The sequence below is a fragment of the Rugosimonospora acidiphila genome (assembly GCF_039543385.1).
Lineage (GTDB): Bacteria > Actinomycetota > Actinomycetes > Mycobacteriales > Micromonosporaceae > Rugosimonospora > Rugosimonospora acidiphila.
Map to the genome: position 1 here is coordinate 164184 of NZ_BAABJQ010000007.1, position 20121 is coordinate 184304.

At 70.5% G+C, this 20121-nt stretch carries 17 protein-coding genes; 11 read left to right on the plus strand and 6 right to left on the minus strand.

Annotation, left to right across the window (positions count from 1 at the left end; translation table 11 throughout):
- The first annotated feature begins 225 nt into the window (after positions 1–225).
- The 3 genes from ABEA87_RS14730 to ABEA87_RS14740 are packed head-to-tail and all read left to right on the plus strand — an operon-like array spanning position 226 to position 1858.
- Positions 226–738 (plus strand): acyl-CoA thioesterase, encoded by a 513-nt coding sequence (locus tag ABEA87_RS14730; protein WP_345629866.1) that lies wholly within the window; start codon positions 226–228, stop codon positions 736–738.
- Positions 739–740: 2 nt separating this feature from the next.
- Positions 741–1346, plus strand: coding sequence for a VOC family protein (locus ABEA87_RS14735; RefSeq protein ID WP_345629868.1), 606 nt, complete (start codon positions 741–743; stop codon positions 1344–1346).
- A 59-nt stretch (positions 1347–1405) separates the two neighbouring features.
- Positions 1406–1858 carry a universal stress protein gene (locus ABEA87_RS14740; protein ID WP_345629870.1) on the plus strand — a complete coding sequence of 151 codons (453 nt, stop codon included), beginning with the start codon at positions 1406–1408 and terminating at the stop codon, positions 1856–1858.
- Between the two features lie 213 nt (positions 1859–2071).
- Here ABEA87_RS14740 and ABEA87_RS14745 read toward each other — a convergent pair whose 3' ends face one another.
- The gene (locus ABEA87_RS14745; RefSeq protein ID WP_345629871.1) at positions 2072–3256 is read right to left on the minus strand and encodes an FAD-dependent monooxygenase; all 1185 of its coding nucleotides are present in this window, start codon (positions 3254–3256) and stop codon (positions 2072–2074) included.
- Positions 3257–3345: 89 nt separating this feature from the next.
- Between ABEA87_RS14745 and ABEA87_RS14750 the strand changes: the two genes are divergently transcribed.
- The gene (locus tag ABEA87_RS14750; RefSeq protein WP_345629872.1) at positions 3346–4116 is read left to right on the plus strand and encodes a TetR/AcrR family transcriptional regulator; all 771 of its coding nucleotides are present in this window, start codon (positions 3346–3348) and stop codon (positions 4114–4116) included.
- Positions 4117–4193: 77 nt separating this feature from the next.
- Here ABEA87_RS14750 and ABEA87_RS14755 read toward each other — a convergent pair whose 3' ends face one another.
- The gene (locus ABEA87_RS14755; RefSeq protein WP_345629874.1) at positions 4194–5759 is read right to left on the minus strand and encodes a pectate lyase family protein; all 1566 of its coding nucleotides are present in this window, start codon (positions 5757–5759) and stop codon (positions 4194–4196) included.
- Between the two features lie 538 nt (positions 5760–6297).
- Here ABEA87_RS14755 and ABEA87_RS14760 point away from each other — a divergent pair.
- The 4 genes from ABEA87_RS14760 to ABEA87_RS14775 all read left to right on the plus strand — a co-directional run bounded on the left by ABEA87_RS14760 (position 6298) and on the right by ABEA87_RS14775 (position 11574).
- Positions 6298–6654, plus strand: coding sequence for a DoxX family protein (locus tag ABEA87_RS14760; protein ID WP_345629876.1), 357 nt, complete (start codon positions 6298–6300; stop codon positions 6652–6654).
- 187 nt (positions 6655–6841) lie between these two features.
- Positions 6842–8818, plus strand: coding sequence for a beta-ketoacyl synthase N-terminal-like domain-containing protein (locus ABEA87_RS14765; RefSeq protein ID WP_345629878.1), 1977 nt, complete (start codon positions 6842–6844; stop codon positions 8816–8818).
- A complete protein-coding gene (locus tag ABEA87_RS14770; protein ID WP_345629880.1) occupies positions 8815–10320 on the plus strand; it encodes an amino acid adenylation domain-containing protein in 1506 nt (501 codons plus the stop codon). Before ABEA87_RS14765 ends, ABEA87_RS14770 begins: the two co-directional genes overlap by 4 nt.
- A gap of 57 nt (positions 10321–10377) precedes the next feature.
- On the plus strand, positions 10378–11574 hold the full coding sequence (locus ABEA87_RS14775; protein ID WP_345629882.1) for an NAD(P)/FAD-dependent oxidoreductase: 1197 nt from the start codon (positions 10378–10380) through the stop codon (positions 11572–11574).
- 39 nt (positions 11575–11613) lie between these two features.
- On the opposite strand, the gene ABEA87_RS14780 is transcribed toward ABEA87_RS14775, so the two are convergent.
- Entirely contained in the window at positions 11614–12750 is a 1137-nt protein-coding gene (locus ABEA87_RS14780; RefSeq protein ID WP_345629884.1) for a lysylphosphatidylglycerol synthase transmembrane domain-containing protein, read from the minus strand.
- 583 nt (positions 12751–13333) lie between these two features.
- Here ABEA87_RS14780 and ABEA87_RS14785 point away from each other — a divergent pair.
- Positions 13334–14692 carry a Clp protease N-terminal domain-containing protein gene (locus tag ABEA87_RS14785; RefSeq protein WP_345629886.1) on the plus strand — a complete coding sequence of 453 codons (1359 nt, stop codon included), beginning with the start codon at positions 13334–13336 and terminating at the stop codon, positions 14690–14692.
- A gap of 59 nt (positions 14693–14751) precedes the next feature.
- On the opposite strand, the gene ABEA87_RS14790 is transcribed toward ABEA87_RS14785, so the two are convergent.
- The 3 genes from ABEA87_RS14790 to ABEA87_RS14800 all read right to left on the minus strand — a co-directional run bounded on the left by ABEA87_RS14790 (position 14752) and on the right by ABEA87_RS14800 (position 18028).
- Entirely contained in the window at positions 14752–15975 is a 1224-nt protein-coding gene (locus tag ABEA87_RS14790; protein ID WP_345630199.1) for an adenosine deaminase, read from the minus strand.
- Positions 15866–16228, minus strand: a complete 363-nt coding sequence (locus ABEA87_RS14795) for a DUF1304 domain-containing protein (RefSeq protein ID WP_345629888.1) — start codon at positions 16226–16228, stop codon at positions 15866–15868. Before ABEA87_RS14795 ends, ABEA87_RS14790 begins: the two co-directional genes overlap by 110 nt.
- Positions 16229–16489: 261 nt before the next feature.
- On the minus strand, positions 16490–18028 hold the full coding sequence (locus ABEA87_RS14800) for an MFS transporter (RefSeq protein ID WP_345629890.1): 1539 nt from the start codon (positions 18026–18028) through the stop codon (positions 16490–16492).
- Positions 18029–18287: 259 nt separating this feature from the next.
- On the opposite strand from ABEA87_RS14800, the gene ABEA87_RS14805 reads away from it, so the two are divergent.
- Complete coding sequence (locus tag ABEA87_RS14805) at positions 18288–18659, plus strand: YciI family protein (RefSeq protein WP_345629892.1); 372 nt, start codon at positions 18288–18290, stop codon at positions 18657–18659.
- Entirely contained in the window at positions 18656–19891 is a 1236-nt protein-coding gene (locus ABEA87_RS14810; RefSeq protein ID WP_345629893.1) for an RNA polymerase sigma factor, read from the plus strand. Before ABEA87_RS14805 ends, ABEA87_RS14810 begins: the two co-directional genes overlap by 4 nt.
- Positions 19892–20121: the final 230 nt, after the last annotated feature.

Sequence of the window (20121 nt, forward strand, 5' to 3'; positions counted from 1 at the left end):
GCCTCTAAGACGGGATCAGCCGCCGTGGCCGGTTGCGGGCCCCGACCCGATGCGTTCACTCACCGTGGCGCCGCGTCGACCAGACCAGGCATCCCAGGGATCCCACCAGTGGCTCTCCCTGGGGCGCCCGGCTCGCGGGCCGAGAACGCTCGGGAGGTGCCTGTCCGGACGCGCGAACGTCCCGGCCTCACTCCACCGCCCGCGAGACCGAGGGGAACCATCTGAATGAACAGCGAGAACACGACGGCCGCGCTGCCGGGCGCCGCCTCCTTGGAAAAGGACCTGTCGCCGACTCCGCCCCTGATCAACCACGGGCGTCTCATCCCGATTCAGATCTACTATGATGATCTTGACGCGATGGGCATGCTGCATCACGCCCGGTACGCGACGGTCTTCGAGCGGGCCATCCTCGATTACTGGGCAGGGCGTGGATACGTGCCGGCCGGCGACGACAGGTCACCCGACCTGTTCAGCGCAGTCCGGGAACTCGCCATCGAATACCACGTTCCCGTGACCGCACCCGGTCTACTGCTCGTGCACCTCTGGCTGAACCGCCTGGGCCGCACCAGCGCGGAGTTCGGCTTCCGGCTGCTGACGGTCGACGGCAGCACGGTGCACGCCGAGGGGCGTCGCGTGATCATCAAGCTCGACCCCGGCACGCTGCGACCGACGGCCTGGAGTGCCCGGATCCTCGCCGACGCCGTGGAACTTCAGGCTGCCCCGTACGAAAGGAACTGACGATGACGGATCTGAAGATCGAAGTGGTGGTCCTGCCGGTCTCGGACGTGGACCGGGCCAAGGAGTTCTACACGAGGCTCGGCTTCCGGGAGGACCTCGACTACGTCGGCGCGGAGGGCTTCCGGGTCGTGCATTTCACCCCGCCCGGCTCGCCCACGTCAATCATCATCGGCAGCGGCATCAGCGAGGCGACGCCGGGCTCGCAGCGGGGCGTGCACCTGGTCGTGGACGATGTCGTCGCCGCCCGGGAGGAACTGGTCGCACGCGGGATCGAGGTGAGCGAGGTGTTTCACGACGCCGGTGGGGTGTTCCACCACGCCGGCACCGAGGATCGGGTACCCGGGCCGCAGCCGGAGCGGCGCTCGTACGGTTCGTTCGCGTCATTCGCCGACCCGGACGGCAATTACTTCGTGCTGCAGGAGGTGACCCAGCGGGGGCCGGGGCGCATCAGCCACGTCGTCTACGGTTCGGCGGCGGAGATCGAGCGGGCGCTGCGCGCCGCGGCCGAGGCGCACGGCCAGCACGAGCGGGAGATCGGCCACGAGGACCCGGACTGGCCGACCTGGTACGCCGCGCACCTGGCCCGGGCGGCCGGACTCGGATCCTGACTGGTGGCCGGGGACCGGGCCGGTCGGCGCCGGCCATCTCGCCCACCCGGTGAATCGCCATGACGAACCCGAGCGGTTTCGAGCTCGGCTCCGACGGCACCGCGCCGCTCGTCGTCGGAGTCGACGGATCAGGCACCTCCTGGCGAGCGCTGTACTACGCCTTCGGCATCGCGCGCAGGCAGAACGCGACAGTACTCGCGGTCTTCGCTGTCAGCAGCCCGATCGCTCTCGACGATGACGAGCTGATGGCCTGCGCGACGACGCAGGCGAACGACCAGTTGGCCGACGAACTCAGGCTCACGATCCAGACCCTGGCGGCTGACTACCGGGTACGGACCACATTCGTCTCCTTGGTCGGCGATCCGGTCGGCACGCTCATCCGGATCGCCGACGAACAACGCGCCGACGCGCTCATCATCGGCGCCAGCCAAGCCTTCATCCATCGCGTGCTTCCCTCGAAGGCCGTCCGCGCCGTGCGACGATGTCGTTGCCCCGTCATCGTTGTGCCGTAAGTCGCCCGCGTGCTGAACATGCCGGTCGCGACGACGGGCCCGCCTGTCGAGCCGCCCGGAGTCGTCCCTAGCGGGGGTGCGCCGCCGCTTAGCTCGGATCGCCCAGGCCCTGCTCGGCACCATCGCCGCCAGCGCCGGCCTCGACGACACCCCCACGCGGCACCCGACCCATCGCGACGCGTAACCGGGGGAGGGGCCGGCGGGCGCCGGTGCTCACCGGTACTCGGGCAGGCCCGCGTCGGTCGCCATCGACGCGCTGCCGCTGATCAGCATTCGCCGGAACAGGCTGGTGCGGAACATGCTGTTGCGCAGCCACAGCCCCCAGCCGGTGCCGGGGGCCAGGAACTTCCCGGGGTGGGCGCCGCGCTGCCACCGGTCCGCGTACTGGCGCATCCGGCGCTCGTACGCCGGGTAGGCGATCCGGTGGTCACCATTGGCGACGGCGAGTTCACCGGCCAGCACGTACGCGCCGACGACGCCGGTACCGACGCCCATGCCCCCGAGCGTCACGCCCCAGGCGGCGTCGCCGAGCAGCGCGACCCGGCCGGTGTGCCACTGCGGTACCCGGACCTTGCTGATCGAGTCGAAGTACAGTTCGGGCGCGTCCGACAGGGTGTTCAGCAGGTGCGGCACGTGCCAGGGCATGCCGGCGTAGGCGTCCTGAATGAGCTTCTTCTGCTGGTCGGTCTCGTGCCAGTCGACGTCCAGCGGCGGCGAGGCGAAGATCATCAGCGCGGTGGCCCGTGCCGGGTTCCGATGGTCGGCGGAGACGCTGGCCATCCGGCCCGGCACCGCGAAGTGCCGGGCGGTCGACGTGGCGTCGAAATCGTTGGGCAGGCTCCAGCCCGCGATGTGGTACCCGAGGTGCCGCACATATCGCTCCTCGGGGCCGAAGGCGTGCCGGCGCACCGCGGAGTGCAGCCCGTCCGCGCCGATGACGAGGTCGAAGTCGCGCGACCCGGATCGGGCGAAGGTGACCCGCATCCCGTCGCCGGTGTCGGCCAGGCCGGTCACCGCGTCGCCGAACAGGTACTCGGTGCGCGGCTGGCTGCGCTGGTAGAGCAGGTGTGACAGATCGGACCGGTGCACCTCGAGGTCGCCACCCGTGAACTCGGCGGGCAGCGTGAAGATTTCTCGGTCGCGCTCGTCGACGCAGGTCATCGCGCCGCCGTGGGTCTGCACGCGGCGCAGCTCGTCGAGGATGCCCAGCCGTTCGAGCACCCGCAGGTGCGTGGGGCCGCGGAAGTCGACCGGGAAGCCGCTGCCGCGCAGGGCCGCGGCGATCTCCACGACGGTGACCTCGGCGCCGTATTCGGCCAGGGCGCAGGCCAGTGCCGGTCCGGCCACGCCGGCGCCGGAGATCAGGGCGCGCAGGCCGCGCAACGGTGAGGAGTTCATGGTGCCCGCCTTTGGTGTTGAAACTGTGTCCTATGGATACAGATTATGCTAGACACAGTTATCTGCGCTCGGCAAGGCGGGAGCTGAAAATGGGCAACGACAACACCGACGCCGCGGTCGCGCTGCTGTGGGGGCCGCAGGCCCAGCCGCGGCGCGGGCCGAGGCCGACGCTGCGGCTGGACGCGATCGCGCGGACCGGCATCGAGATCGCCGACGCCGACGGGCTGGCGGCGGTGACCATGCAGCGCGTGGCCGAGCGCCTCGACGTGACCAAGATGGCGCTGTACCGGTACGTGCCGGGCAAGGCCGAACTGGTCGCGCTCATGATCGACCTCGGGCTGGGCGAGCCGCCGCCGGACGACACCGCGCACGGCGGCTGGCGTCCGGTACTCGACGACTGGGCGCGGCGGCTGTTCGCCCGGTTCTGCCAGCACCCGTGGGCGCTGGAGGCTGCCGTCGGCGCCCGACCCATCGGCCCGAACGAGCTGAGCTGGATGGAGCACGCGGTCGCGGCGCTGAGCGGCACCGGCCTCGACGGGGGCGAGATGCTCGACGTGGTGGTCACCCTCGTCGGACACGCCCGCAACCTGGCCGCGCAGATGACGGCCGCCGCCGGTACCGGCGGGACGACTGGTCCGGGTCGTGGCGCGGCGCCGGACGCGTCGAGCCAGACCAGTCGAATCGAGCAGGCGATGGAATCGTCGTTGAGCGCCCTGATCCGGGGCCGCGAGCAGCGGTTCCCGGCGCTTGCCGCCGCCCTCGCCTCGGCGGTCGCGCAGGGCTCGCAGGACCAGGCCCTCGACTTCGGGCTCAACCGCATCCTGGATGGCATCGAGGCGCTGCTCGCGACCCGGCGATGAACGCCGACCGTCGCCGGGTGGGGGAGCTTGAGGGCCCCGCCCGGCGACGGATCGCTGCCGTCGGCGAACCGGTGCGGCTACGCGGCGTACGTCTCGAACTCGGCGACTCTCGGCGTCCCGGTCGAGCTGTTGATCTTAAAGGTGATCTTCTTCAGCGAGGTCGAGGGGAAGGTAATGGCGCCCGCCCCGCTGCCGGAGGCCAGGACGGCGCCGGTATCGGCGTTGAGAACCTGCCAGGACCCGATGAGGCCGGTGGCGCCCGACGCCTCTCGGATGTTGATCCTGGATACCGTCTTGGCGGCACTCCACTTGATCGAGATGTATCCGGTCGAGCCGGTCGGCGACCAGTAGGTGCTCAGGTTGCCGTCCTGCACGTTGCCGTAGCTCGTCCCGCTGGCCTTGCCGGAGCCGTCGGAGCCGGCGCCGATGCTGAGGTTGGTCCCGCTGGGCTGGGTCGGGGCGGTCGTGGGGCTTGCGGTCGGGCCCGACGTCGGGCTGGTCGGTGGCCTCGTCGTGGGGCTGGTCGGTGGCGTCTGCGGCGAGCAGCTGCCGTTCGACACCTGCAGGCCCTTGTTGGCGCCGGCCATCTGACCCACGATGGCGGGCACGCAACTGGCACCGTCAAGGGTGTAGGCGTACGGGATGCTGATGGTGGTGTTGGACTGCGGGTCGGGGCCGGCCGGGTGGTTCTCGCTGCCGGGGCTGGTCCAGGTCACGTTGTCGTAGATGTTGCCGCTGACCTGCCAGAAGCCGAGCAGGTCGGTGTAGAAGGTGCCCAGGACGTCCGCGGAGTCCTTGAAGTAGTTGTTCTCGACCTTCGCCTTTCCGCCGGCCCGGGGGTTGATCCCGGACTTGGTCAGGCCCACGTAGTAGTTGTTGTAGATGTGCGCCGTGCCACCGCGCAGCAGAGGCGTGCGGGAGTCGATGTTCTCGTACAGGTTGTGGTGGTAGGTGACCGGGCCGTTGCCCAGATCGCTGTCGCTGGAACCGACGAGCCCACCACGGCCGGAGTTGCGGAAGGTGTTGTACGACACGGTCACGTAGTTGGTGTCGGCCTTCATGTCGATGAGCGAGTCGTACCCCTCGTCCTCGCCGCCCGAGGCCAGCAGCGTGTTGTGGTCGACCCAGACGTTGTGCACGTCGCTTTCCATGCCGATGGCGTCGCCACCATTCGACGTGGGCGAACCCGACTTCTTCACGTTCTGCACGGTCACGTTCTGGATGATGATGTTGCTCGACTCGCGGATGTGGATTCCCACCTGGTCGAAGACGGCTCCCGCGCCGACCCCGACGATCGTCACATTGCTGATCTGCTTGAGTTCGATGACACCGTCGGCGGTGTTGCAGCTGTCGCCCGACACCTTGGTCGTGTTCCCGACGGTGAAGGTCCCCTCGACCTGGATGATGATCGGGGTACTGCTACTGGCCCGGGAGCACAGGGCCGCGTGGATCGCGGTCCCCGTGGTGGCCCGCACCGTCTGCCCACCCGCACCGCCGGTGGTTCCGCCGTTCTGGCTCGCGTAGCCGGTCACGCCGCCGGTCGCGGCCGACGCGTGGGGTATCACCAGAGCCACACCCACCGCGGCGGCAACCGCCGTCGTGGCCCCCGCCGCGAGAAGTCGCAATGCGACTGGTCGTCTCATCCTCGCCTCACCTTCGTCTTCGAAATGCTGCGGATTACCGGTACTTCCGTGGTCATCCCGGCGGGCGCCGACGCCACCGACCTGTCGGCTGTCATCGGCCGGGTGTGCTCGCCCCAGACGTGGGCGCCCGTCTCGACGCGGACCGCTCGGAGGTGCGGCGGTGCCTCGCACCCAGACCGAGCCGTGCGCGTGGAGACGGAGTCGCTCGTCCCGTCAGCGTCTTGGGAAAGCGCATTCCTTAACACGGTGCAGCCCGAACGAGGCGAAGTCAACGGATCACCGCGTGCAGGAATGTTGCAGTTCCTGAGGTTGCCGACACCCCGCGAGGCATTGACGGAGATCGAAGAGGAAGCTACCGTCCGTCGCGGGGGCGCGCCCCTCCAGCGGGCAGCCGTGGCTCGTGTCGTTCGGCGCGGTGGGTTGGCGGGCCGGGGTCATCGCCGGTCGGTGTGGCGCGGGTCACCGCGCCTCACATTCCGCGGGGATACTTCGTCGCTATAAGCGAACAGCCAGGCATTGTCCCCACGGAGGTATTCACGTGTTCGCCGCCTACGTCACGGTCACCATCCTCGCCTCGATCTTCGCCGCCATCGCCGCCACCACCTACCTGATCGGCCACGACTATCCCAAGGCGCAGATGGACATGAAGCGCCTGCCGTACTCGTGGATGCCGAGGTTGGGCACTGTCCTGGCGGCGGGCTCCCTGGGGCTGCTGGCCGGGTTTGCCGTGCCGCTGCTGGGCACCCTCGCCGCCACCGGCCTCGTGCTGTACTTCATCGGCGCGCTCATCGCCCACCTGCGGGTCGGCTCCCGCAAGCTGGTCGGATGGGCCGTGTTCTTCGTTACCTCGGTGGCCACTCTGGCCCTGGGCCTGGCCTACCACGGCATCTGGTGATCCGTGGTGCGCCGGGACCCACCGAATGGTCCCGGGCGAGCGGATGCCGTTGACCGGTACGTGGTCGGTCATCGCATCATTGAATGCCTGGCTCATAGATTCATCTACCTACATCAGGGACATATGTCCCCTTTGGAGTACCGGATCGCGGACGTGGATTCCGATGAGGCAGCAGAGGAGAAATCCAATGGACGGGGATGCTTTCGAGGCGCGGTCGGTGGCGGTGATCGGGATGGCCTGCCGGCTGCCGGGCGCGTCAGGGCCGGATGAACTGTGGAAGCTGCTGGTTGAGGGTGTTGACGCGACGGGCACGACTCCGCCCGAGCGTTACGAGTTGGACGCCGTGTACTCCCCGCGGCGAACGCCGGGGAAGCTGGCTGCCCGTCGCGGCGGGTACCTGAACGGCATGGCGGACTTCGATGCCGCGTTCTTTGGTATGTCCGCCGCCGAGGCGGTCGAACTCGACCCGCAGCAGCGGTTGCTGCTGATGACGGCCTGGGAGGCGCTGGAGGACGCCGGCCAGCGCCCCGACCTGCTGGCTGGCGGCCGGACCGGGGTGTTCGTCGGTAACTCGCGCGCGGACTATCTCGAAAACGCGTTCCGGCAGGGACTGGAGGCGGCGACGGCCGCGCAGTTCAACAACGTTCGTTCGCTGCTCGCGGCGCGCCTGTCCCACTTCTTCGACCTGCGGGGGCCCAGCGTCGTCGTGGACACCGCGTGTTCGTCATCGCTGGTGGCCGTGCACCAGGCCGTACAGAGCCTCCGCGCCGGGGAGAGCCGGCTCGCGCTGGCCGCGGGCGTGAACCTTCCGCTGAGGCCGGATGAGGGCGTCATGATGTCGCAGGCCGGAGCGCTGGCCGGCGACGGTCGCAGCAAGTTCGGGGACGCGCGCGCGGACGGGCACGCGCCGAGCGACGCGGTAGCGGTCGTCGTGCTCAAGCCGCTGGCCGACGCCCTCGCGGACGGCGACCGGGTACGCGCCGTCATCGTCGGCAGCGCGATCGGCAACGATGGTCGCACCAGCGACTCCGTGCTGAACCCGTCGCTGACCGGGCAGGTGGAGTCGCTTCGCTGGGCCTACGCGGACGCGGGCGTGGACCCGGCCGACGTGGACTACGTGGAGGCGCACGGGTCCGGCTCGCCCGCGCTGGACCGTCTGGAGCTCACCGCCCTGGGACAGGTTCTGGGGACGGGGCGGGCGGCGGACCGGCCGCTGCTGGTCGGCTCCGTCAAGTCGAACATCGGCCACGCCGAGGCGGCGGGCGGCCTGGCCGGTCTGATCAAGGCGGTGCTGTGCCTGGAGCACGGCAAGGTCCCGGCCAGTCTCCACGTCGAGACTCCGCGTCCCGACGTGGCCTGGGACGAACTGCCGGTGCGGATACCGGCGACCCTGACGCCCCTACCCGACGCCGGCCGTCCGGCCATCGTCGGAGTGTCCGGGCAGGGTTCCTCGGCCCTCAACGCGCACGTGGTGCTGCGCCAGACGCAGACCGTCCAGTCTCCGGACGACGAGGAGGGCGGCGGCGCGCCGTACCTGTTGGCCATCTCGGCCCGCACGCCCGAGGCTGTTCGGGCCCTGTGCCGCGCGTACGCGGTCTACCTCGCCCCCGACGGTCCGGGCGCCGGGTACGCCCTGCGGGATATCTGCCGCAGCGCCGCCCTGCGTCGCCAGCACCTGGAGCACCGGCGAACGGTGATCGGGACCTCGCGTGACGAGTTGGTGGCCGCGCTCGACGGAACCGGGTCGTCACCGGCCGACCCCGCCCTCGCCGACCCCGTCCTCGCCGACCCCGTCCTCGCCGAACTCGCCGCCCGCTACCGCGCGGGGGAGACGATCGACTGGGAGGCGGTGTTCGGCGCACCCGGTAGGTACGTCCCGCTACCCACCTACCCGTGGCAGACCAGGCGCTACTGGCCCGGCGAGGGGCAGGATCGGGATGGTGGCGACCTGGCGACGTGGATCCTGCGCCAGCACGCGCGCACGCACTTCCACGCCGGGTCCACCCTCGCCGACATCGGCATCGACTCGCTGGCGAAGCTGCAACTGATCATCGAATTGCAGAGGAAGACCGGCCACGAGCTGGACCCCGAGGTCGTCGGCGGCCTGCGTACGGTGGGCGAGCTGTACCAGTGGGCCCGGGAACTTGAGGCGGTGCCCCGATGAGCGAGCCCCGGAACGCCTACGACTGGTTTGCCCGCTCCGCGGACGCGTGCGGCGACGGCTGCCATGCCCTGGAGGTCGCCGGTGAACGGTTGACCTACGCGGAGCTGCGTGGCCTGGCGGAACGGCTCGCCGCACGGCTGATTGCGGTGAACGGCGGAAGCGCGCCACGACGGGTCGGTCTCCTGGCCGGCCGCTCGGTGGTGGCGTACGCCGGTTACCTCGCCGTGTTACGCGCCGGCGCGGCGGTCGTACCGCTCAATCCCGAGCACCCCGCCTCCCGCATCCGAAGCATCGTCGACGCCGCCGGGATCGACCTGGTACTGGCCGACACCGCCGGTGCCGGTGCCGGTCTCGGCGTGCCCGAGCTGGTGGCGGACGCGTACCAGGCCGGCGGCGGGTCGGTGGCCTCGCCACGGTTCCGGGACGCCGACCCGGACGACATCGCGTACATCATCTTCACCTCGGGATCGACCGGCGTTCCCAAGGGCGTGCCGATCACGCACGGCAACCTCGGTGCCTACCTGGGCCAGCTGGCGTCCCGGTACGAGATCGGCCCCGGCAGCAGGGTCTCGGGCAACTTCGACCTCACCTTCGACGGCTCGGTACACGACCTGTTCGTCACCTGGGCGGGCGGCGGAACCCTGGTGGTGCCACAGCGCGCCCAACTCCTGTCTCCGGTGCAGGCGGTCAACACCCTGCGGCTCTCGCACTGGTTCTCGGTGCCCTCGCTGATCTCCTTCGCCGCACGCCTGGGCACGCTCGGACCGGGCAGCATGCCGACGCTGAAGTGGAGCCTGTTCGGCGGCGAGGCGGTCACGCTCGAGGCGGCGCGGCAGTGGCACAACGCCGCGCCGGGCAGCCGGCTGGAGGTCCTCTACGGCCCGACCGAACTCACCATCGCCTGCGCCGCCTACCGGCTGGCCGCGGACCCCGCCGACTGGCCGCACACGCCCAACGGCACGGTTCCGATCGGGACGTGCCTACCCGCACTGGAGTTCGTGCTGCTGGACGAGGACGGCACCGAGGCCGACCGCGGTGAACTGTGCGTACGGGGCCCGCAGCGCTTCGGCGGCTATCTCGATCCCGCGAACGACCCGGGGCACTTCCGGCCCGCGGACGGGACGGCCGACCACTGGTACCGCACGGGGGACCGGGTGGCCTGGCATGACGGCGTCCTGGTCCATCTCGGCCGGACCGACCACCAGGTCAAAGTACGCGGCCACCGGATCGAACTCGGGGAGGTCGAGGCGGCCCTGCGGCGGCTGCCCGGCGTGCGCGACGCGATCGTCCTCGCCGTGCCGGCCGCCGGCGGCGAACTGGAGCTGGCGGCCGCGGTCACCGGTCGTGAGTGCCTTCCCGAACGGTTGTACGCCGCGCTCGGCGACGACCTGCCGTCGTACCTCTTGCCCCGCCGGATCACCGTGCTCGACCAGTTGCCGCTGAACGCCAACGGCAAGATCGATCGATCGTCCCTGCGCGTCGAACTCGCGCGGTCCCGCTGACTCTACGACGCTCCCGCTGACCCGACGACCCTCATGGATCCATCGCGAGGTACTTCCATGTTCGATGCCATCGTGGTCGGAGCCCGTTGCGCGGGCTCTCCCACCGCCATGCTGCTCGCCCGCGCGGGGTACCGGGTCCTTCTGCTGGACCGGACCGGGTTCCCTACCGACACGCTTTCCACCCATCTGATCCATCAGCCGGGTGTCGCGGCGCTCGCCCGCTGGGGCCTGCTGGGAACCCTGCGCGCCTCCGGGTGCCCGCCGCTGAACCGCGCGCTGTACGAGGTCGCCGACGTCCACCTCGAAGGCTGCGCTCGGGGCGTGGAGGGACAGCGCGCGGGCTATTCGCCGCGCCGTCACATCCTGGACGCCATCCTGGTGGAGGCCGCGACCGCGGCCGGCGCCGAACTACGCGAGCGGTGCCGTGTCACCCGCCTGCTACGCGACGACACCGGACGCGTCGTCGGCGTGGAAGGCAGCCACGACGGTGGGTACTTCTCCGAGCGGGCCCGGCTGGTGATCGGGGCGGACGGCATGCGGTCCACCGTCGCTCGGCTCGCCCAGGCCCCTTACACGCGCCGGAACCCGAAGCTGACCTGCGCCTACTACTCGTACTGGGCCGATGTTCCCGCCGCCCTGGAGCTCTACGAGAAGACGGGAAGCTGGGTGGCGGCCGTCCCCACGCACCACGGTGCCACCCTGGTTCTGACCTACTTTCCGCAGTCCCGCTTCGAGGAGATCCGCGTCGCCGCGGACCGTGCCCACCTCGACCAGGTATTCGCCACCGCGCCGGCCCTGTACGAGCGGCTACGCGGGAAGGAACAACTCGAGCGGCTTCGCGGTACCGGCGACCAGCAGAATTTCTTTCGGCGGGCCGCCGGGCCCGGCTGGGCACTGGTCGGCGACGCCGGCCACCACAAGGACTCCATCACCGCCCGGGGCATCAGCGACGCCTTCTTCCAGGCCGAGATCCTGGCGACACGCCTGGGCGGCCGACTCGGCGGCGACCCGGCCCTGTTGGACCGGGCATTGGGGCAGTACGAGGAGGATCGCGACGCCACGCTCGTGCCGGGGTACGAATCCACCCTGACGGTGGCGCGGCTCGCCCCACCACACGACCAACGCCTCGCGCTGCTGCGGGCCGTGCAGTCGGACCCGGAGCTCACCTCGATCTATTTCGACATGGTCGCCGGCATCGGAACCGCGAGCGCTCTCTACACCCCGGTGCTTCTGCGACGGCTGGCCGTCGCCTGAGCGTCGCGCCGCGAGGTGCGCCCACCCGTCACCGGGTTGTCACGACGCGGTACCGCTTCTGCGCAGGATGTGGGCGGCGATGCCACCGGTCGGAATGAGAAGCCAGCAGGAGAACAGCCGGTAGATGATGACCGCGGCGGCGGCGTTGGCGGAGTTGTCTCCGGCCGTGACGAGCCCGGCGATGTACACCGTCTCGATGACGCCGACGCCGCCGGGAGTAAGCGGGATCTGCCGCACGATCTGGACACCGAGGTAGATACCCGCCAGGGTCGTGATACCGATCGGGAACCCGGCGGCTCTGGTCGCGGCGAAGAGGCACAGCAGGTCGGTGAGCCGGTTGAGAGCGGCGTAGGCGGTGGCGACCAGCCAGGCTCTCGATCGCAGCCGGGCACCCTCGTAGACGGCATCACGCGCCATGGCAAGGCCCCGCGCCACGAGCTGGCCGAGCCGGCCACGGGGCGGGCGCGATTGCCGGGTCGTGGACGCGGACCAGGCGCGGAACCGGCGCGTGCGGCGGATCAGAACGGTCGCGGCGGCGCCCAGCACGGCCAGGCCGAAGATCCCCGACAGCGGCCAGGTCCAGAGCATCTCGGGCGACCGCGCGACGAGTCCCGCGCTGCCGACCAGGTACAGCCCGACCAGGCCGCCGATGGACGCCAACCCGGCGACCACCATGGTCGCGGTCGCGGCCTCGGCGGGAGCACCGGCCCGGCGGTACTGCCGCACCGCGTACCCGGCCGATATCGCGGCACCCGCGGGGAAGGTGATGGAGATGGCCGTGCGTGCCACGGCGATCGCGTGCATCCGCCACCGGTGCACCCGGACCCCGAGAGCGGCGAGGATCACCCGTTCCTGGAACGCGAACAGGCTCAGAGACACCGCTTGCAGGCCGGCAGCCGCGACGATCCATCGCCAGTCGGCGCCGGCCAGCGCCACGCTGACGTCCCGCGGGTTCGGCAGCCGTCCGTGCAAGCCGAAGAACGCGGCGAAGCCGGCCGCGACAATGAACACGAGCCAGGGCCACCGCCGCCGCCGCGCACGGGCCGGCGCCTCCGGGGCCAGCGCTACGGATTCGTCCGATGCGCTGAGCGCCTGACCGTCCGGCGGGGTCGCGGTGTGGTCGCCACGCGATGACCCGTGGTCGGATGCCCGCGGCGGGCTGGTCCGGGTGGTCATGGGCGATTACACCATCCAGGCGGTGAGTCGGTGTTTTCGGATACCGGGGAGGGACCACTGCGAGGTGTGGCGGTAAGCCGGTCAACCAGCGGGCACCGGCGTCCCGTGATTGACGACCAACCGGCCGCTGCCGCAGAGGCGTGCCGGTGGCGGCACCGATCAACTATCGCACAGGCATCGTGACCACCCAGGCCTGATGGGCGAACGCCAACACGTCACCTCGCATCGACTCTCACCCGCGACCCTCCCTTGAGGACATAGTCACTGAAATATTACAGACTGTAGCGAGCGTGAGCTGGGCGGGACTCTGCGGCGCGGCGAAGTCGCGACCACGCCACGTAAGCGGCCGGTGGCTCCCCGCGTCGTCGCGCTCGAGCGGAGGGGCGATGACCATCACGTGACCTGAGCGGGATTCGCGTGGGAGTGGCTGTGCGGGGACTGTGCGTGATGGTCGCGTGCGACCCAACCGGCTGCGTGCCAGGAGCGCCCGGCGGACCGGGGCTGGGCCGTCGGCGACCGTCCGATCGATCGGCGACCAAACGGTGGTGGACATCGGCGGCGGGTGCGCGGCGACAATGGTGGCATGTTCGAGAGATTCACCGACGCCACCAGGACGGCGGTGCGGCTGGCGGCCCGGCACGCGGGTGCGGGCGGCCCCGATCTCATCGACTCGGGACACCTGCTGCTCGGGCTGATCGACGAGGGTGGGGCCGCCGCGCACCTGCTCAGCGAGGCGGGCGTGAGCGGGCAGGCCGCCCGCGACCAATTGGCGGCATACCGGGCCGGCAACCCCCTGCCGCCCGCCGACGCCGCGCTGGCACCCTCCGGCGAGCGGACGTGCCTGGCGCCGGAAGCCAGGTCCGCGCTGGAGGGCGCCGTGCGGCAGTCCCTGGCGCTGTCCCAGAGGGACCTCGGTCCCGAGCACCTCCTGGTGGGCGTGGTCGGGGTGTCCCACGGTGCGGCCGCGACCGTGCTGCGGGCACTGGGTGTCGACCTTGACGCGCTGACCGGCGCGGCCCGGGACCGGGCGGCCGGGGCCTACGCCCGGGCGCCGGATCCGGGGCAGCCGCCGGGGGCATCGACGGTGACCGCGTCGGGGACGCCGGCCGGCACGCCGGAGCCGCTCGAGGTGTCGCCGCCGTCGCTGCCCGCCGGGCGCGCGCTGGCCTGGTGGTATGCGGCGATCGTGGCGATATACGCCGTGCTGTGCCTGCCGCTCGTGTGGTTCGCGGCGCCCGCGCAGCGGATTCTGGTGATCGTATCCGTGCTGTTCCTGCCGCTGGTCGGGTTCGGCTCGAGCTGGCTGGGGCGGTCGCGGCAACGCGACAGGGTGCACGCCCGCCTGTCGCGCGATCCGCGGCTGACCGGGCTGCCCGCCCCGGCGCTCGCCCGGGCCCTGCGCCCATACGGCATCGCCGAACTGCGAGTCTTCCTCGCCGATGAGGACCTGGTGCGCAACACGGCCTGGGGCATGGGCCGGGTGAGCTTCATGCGGCTGGCCCGCGCGACGCTGCGGGTGCCGGAGGCCGGGCGGTTCGTCACCGCGCACGAGGCGGGGCACGTGGCCCGCCGCGACGCGCTGCGCCTCATGGGCGCCACCATCCTGGCCGTGGTGCTGCTGATCGCCGGCCTGTACAGCGGCCGGGTGATCGCCCTCGGGTACGCCGTGGCGACGGCGGTGGTGCTGCGCATCGGCGCGAAGTGGGCGGCGGAGCTGGGCAGTGACGCCATCGCGGTGCGGTGGGTCGGGCCGGCTACCGCCGAGATCTGGTACCGGCTGCATCGCACGGCGCGCCGGAACGAGCCCCGTACGCCGCGGTGGTACCTGCGGCGCGGCTTCGCCTGGGTGCAGCACCCGCCGCTGGCGCTGCGGCGGTGGTACTGGTCGCGGGTCGCCGTGGCCGCAGCCGAGCGGCCGTTGACCGTCCCGCCCGGGACCTGAGCGATCCGCGCGGGCATTCCGGCGTCAATGTCGCGCCGCATCCTTGAGCCGGCCGGGCCTCATCCGCGCGCCTCGCCCCCGATCGATCCCGAAACGGTGTCGATGCGGGCCAAGAGGGCCTGTCGCGCGGCGGGCGGCAGGAACGACGCACGGACGCTGTTGCGGGCCAGATCCGTCAAGGTGGCCCGGTCGAGATCGAGGTGTTCGGCAGCCGCCGCGAAGGTCGCGGCGAGGCCGCTCTCGAAATAGGCCGGATCGTCCGAGTGGAGCGAGACGCTGAGTCCCGCGTCCAGCATCCTGGGCAACGGGTGCTCCCGCAGGGACGGAACGACCTGGAGACGGACGTTGGAGACCGGGCACACGGTGAGTGGTGTTCCGGCGGCGGCGACCTCGCGGACCAGATCCTGGTCATCCAGGATCGTGATGCCATGGTCGATCCGGTCGGGTCGCAGGAGTTCGAATGCCTGGCGCACGTAGTCAGCGGGACCTTCCTCGCCCGCGTGGACGCATGTCCTGAATCCTTGCCGGCGCAGTTCGTCGAAGTAGCGGACGAACTTCTCGGGCGGATTGCCGACCTCCGCTCCTCCCATGCCGAACCCGGCGATCCGGTCGGCCCACGGCGCAACGCTGTCCAGCAGGGCGAAGGCGTCGCTCTCGCTGCGGTGGCGGTGGGTGCTCACCAGGAGTGAGGCGCTGATACCGGTCCGCTCACCCGCGTCGGCGATCGCGTCGAGGATGCCGTTCAGCGCGGAGCCGACCGGGACACCGTGGTCGGTGAAGGTCTGTGGCCCGAAGAAGATCTCGGTGTGTGCGACGCCATCCTGGTGAGCGCGGTCCAGCTGGGCGGCGGTGAGCTCGTAGAAATCCTGCTGGTTCCGCAGGACCAGGCAGCCGGCGAAGTACAGGTCGAGGAAGGACCTGAGGTCGCGGAACTGGTAGGCGTCCCGCAGTTGGTCGGCCGTCTGCCAGGGAACAGCGACCTGGTTGCGCCGCGCCAGCGCCAGCAGGAGTTCGGGTTCCAGACAGCCTTCGAGGTGAACGTGCAACTCGGCTTTTGGCAGGTCCCGGCAGAACTGCCGCAGCGGTACGCGGGGAGTTTCGATGTCATTGGTCCTGTTCGCTCGGGGACGTCTTCTCGCTAACGCTCGATGCGACGGCTTCGTGGCGGCCAGGTCAGTGCGCGGCGAGGACGAACGCGAGGGCCACCAGCGCCGGTACCGTCTGCACGAACAGAATGCGCCGGCTCGCGGTGGCCGTGCCGTAGAGCCCGGCGATTGCGACACAGACCAGGAAGAACACCTGCGCGCCGAAGCCGGTCGATCCACCCGCGATCAGCCCCCAGATCAGGCCGGCGGCCAAGAAGCCGTTGTAGAGGCCCTGATTGGCGGCGAGCGCCCTGGTCGCCTGGGCGAACTCCGGCTCGGTGCCGAACGCGCGTCGACCGCGCGGGCCGGTCCACAGGAACATCTCCAGCACCAGAATGTACACGTGGATGAGCGCCACCAGCGCCACCAGAACGTCCGCGACGACCAGCATGCGGCCATTTTAGGGGCCGGTGCTCGGGTGCCGCCCACGCCCCAGCGTACGACGGGGCTCGGCGTGATGTCCGTTACCCTACCTGCGGATCGACGATCGATTGAGAGCCGCGAAGGGATCTGTCGTGCAGGTGAGGTCAACCGGGGACCCGCACGGCAACGTCACCCGGCTGCCCTTCATCGCAACCAGTTGGCAGCGGCGCGGGGCGTGAGGGCCGCGACGCGCGGTACCGCCCGAAGTGTCGCGTGTGGACGGTCGAGGTCACCGGGCCCGCCGCGGGGTCGCGGGCACCACGCCGGCCGGTTCCAGGCAGCCACGGCCCGCGTCGTCGGGGAGGGCGGCCGGGGTGGTCCGGGTTGCCGGGCGCATGGCCAGGATCAGCGCCGCCAGCCCGACGAAGATGGTCGCCGCGACGACACCAGTGACGTGCAGGCTGGCGGTGAACGCCCCCCGCGCGGCGTGCAGCAGTTCCGCGCCCTGGCTGGCGGGAAGGTGCCGGCTGGCCGCGAGAGCGCCGGCCAGCGAGTCGGACGTGCCGCCCATCCGGCTGCGATAGACCACCGCGGCGAGCACGCCGAGCAGCGCGAAGCCGAGCGAACCGCCGAAGTAGTTGCCGGTCTCCGACATCGCGGCCGCCGAGCCGGCGCGTTGCGGCGGTACGGACCCGACGACCAGCCCGGTTCCCAGCGCGAACAGCGGGCCGGTTCCCAGCGCCAGTACGGCGATGCCGATCATCACCAGCGGCAGGGCGCCGGTACCGCCGACGACGACCAGCAGCAGGCTGCCCAGCGCCGAGGCCATCAGCCCGCCCGCGATCGCGGTCGTCTGCCTCATCCGCCTGGCCAGTGCCGGCGCGGCCATGGTGCCGATCGCCGTGCCCAGGCCCATGGGTGCGAACAGCACCGCCGATACGACCGGCGAGAAGCCCAGCACGCTCTGCAGGTACTGGGTCACCAGCAGGCCGGTACCGGCCATGGCGATGCCGGCGAAGACCAGCGCCACGAGCACGGCCGTGAACGGGCGGTTGCGCAGCAGTCGCAGGTCCAGCAGCGGCGTCGCCAGCCGCAGTTGCCGGCGTATGAACATGTATCCGATCGCCGCGCCGACGAGCAGGCTCACCGCCGGCACGGTTGGCGCGCCCGTCACGGCCAGCTGCTTGATGCCGTAGACCATCAGAAGTACCGCCACGAGCGACATCGCGACGCTGGCCAGGTCCAGCCGGCGGGCCCGGCCGCCACGGAACTCCGGCAGCAGGAACGGCGCCGTGAGCAGCAATACCGCCATCGCCGGAACGGCGACCAGAAACACCGACCCCCACCAGAAGTACTGGAGCAGGAATCCGGCCAGTACGGGTCCGAGCGCGCCGCCGGTGAACTGGCAGGTCGCCCAGATCGCGATGGCCCGCCCGCGCTGTCGTTCGTCGCGGAACAGATTGGTGATCAAGGCGAGCGTGGACGGTGCCAGGGTGGCGCCGGCGACGCCCAGTAGCGCCCGCGCGACGATCAGCATCAGCGGGCTGGCCGCGAAGGCGGCCACGACCGACAGCACCGCGAACGCCGCCGCTCCGATCATCAGCAGCCGTCGACGGCCGATCCGGTCGCCGAGCGTGCCCATCGTGATCACCAGGCCGGCGACCATCAGTCCGTAGCTGTCACTGATCCACAACTGCTCGACGTTGGTGGCGCCCAGGTCGGCGCTCAGCCGGGGGAGTGCTAGCAGTAACGCCGTCAGGTCCATGGCGACGACCAAGGTCGGCAGCATGAGGATGATCAGTCCCAGCCATGCTCGGTTGACCCGCATATCCGAAATCTCCCTTTTCTTTGCTCGACGTCCGCTGGTGGGTCGGAGCGGCCGGCGGCTTCTTGACGTCGGCACGGACGAAAAACTCCCGCGTCTGCCGCGGCCGGGAGCATCAGGAGCAACGCCTTTCCGCGATCCGCGCCGTGCGACGGCGAGAAATCGTGCGAAAGTTCTGGCGGGGAGTGTCAAGACCGTGGCGGCGGCTCCGACCAACCGGTCGAGGGGCCCAGCCGGGCTCGCGGACCACGAGGAGTACGAGATGAAGTTCCTGATCAGCATGCTTATCAACCCGGCCGTGCTGGACGCGCTGACGGACGAGGAGAAGGCGGCGCTCGGCACCGGCCACGGGGCGTTCCTCGAATCGCTGAAGAAGTCCGGCGAGTTGATCACCACGCAGGCGCTGATCGACCCGTCGCAGGCCGCTGTGGTGTCGGTGCGCAACGGGCAGCCGGTGGTGACCGACGGGCCCTTCCTGGAGGCCAAGGAGCATCTGGGCGGCTTCTACCTGATCGACTGCGAGAACAAGGAGCGGGCGATCGAGCTGGCGGCGCGGATCCCGGACGCCGCGATCGAGGGCCTGGGCGTGGAGGTCCGCCAGGTGATGTTCGCCGACGGACCATTGGAGGCATGACGGCACCGGCAATCGAGGACCTGCTGCGTGAGCTCACGCCGCAGGTCCTCGGTGCGTTGGTACGCCGGTACGGCCAGTTCGAAGGGTGTGAGGACGCCGTACAGGAGGCCGTCCTGGCCGCCAGCCTGCAGTGGCCGGCCGAGGGAGTGCCGGACAATCCGCGCGGCTGGCTGGTGACTGTCTCGTCCCGGCGGTTCATCGACCAGGTACGCAGTGACCACGCCCGTCGCGAGCGGGAGTCGGCGATGGCCGCCGAGGTGGTGCCCGAGGACGTACCCGACACCGATGACACGCTCGTGCTGCTGTTCCTGTGCTGCCATCCGGCGCTGACCGCGGCCTCCCAGATCGCCCTCACGCTGCGGGCGGTCGGTGGTCTGACCACCGTCGAGATCGCCCGCGCGTTCCTGGTGCCGGAGGCCACGATGGCGGCGAGGATCAGCCGGGCCAAGCAGCGCATCAGGGCCGCCGGCAGCTCATTTCGCCTGCCGGAGGGTGCGGAGCGCGAACATCGGCTCCGGGTCGTCCTGCACGTGCTCTATCTGATCTTCAACGAGGGCTACACCGCCTCCTCGGGGGGCGAACTGCACCGCGCCGACCTCGCGCACGAGGCGATCCGGCTGGCCAGGATGGTGCACACGCAGCTGCCCGAGGACGGCGAGGTGACGGGGCTGCTCGCGCTCATGCTGCTGACCCACGCCCGCCGCCGGGCCCGTACGACGGCGGCCGGCGACCTGGTGCCGCTGAAGGAGCAGGATCGCGCGCAGTGGGACCGCGGGCTGATCGACGAGGGCACGGAACTGGTAAAGGCGTCGCTGGCCGGTCCGGCGCTGGGGCCCTACCAACTGCAGGCCGCCATCGCCGCCACCCACGACGACGCGGCCACCGCCGAGGAGACCGACTGGCCGCAGGTGCACGCGCTCTACCTGATCCTGGAACGGATAGCGCCCAACCCGATGGTCACCCTCAACCGGGCGATCGCGCTCGCCGAGACCGATGGGCCGCGTGCCGGACTGGCACTGTTGTCCACATTGGACGGTGATGAGCGGCTGGCCGGGCATCACCGGCTGCTGTCCGTGCGGGCGCATCTGCTGGAGAAGATCGGGGACACGGCCGGGGCGTACGAACACTACCGGCGCGCCGCGAGATCCACCGCCAGCATCGCCGAGCAGCGCTACCTGGAGTCTCGCGCCGGCCGGGTGAGAAAAGCACCCGTCCCCCCGCCGGCAACCTGAGGCGATTGTTCACCGCGGCGCCCCGTCGATCACGTCTACAGGCTATGTCGGGGCAACCTCAGGTAGCACTCAATTTTATTGTCTATCGATAGATGCATTGATATCTTTCCGTCGCACCGAAAGGCGGGCCGCCGCCGCGAGCAGGCCAATGGCTCGTGCGCCCGCGGCCGATGTTCGACGGACTGGGAGGTCAGGTGCATTCATCTCGACGGTTGTGGCAACGAAGTAGG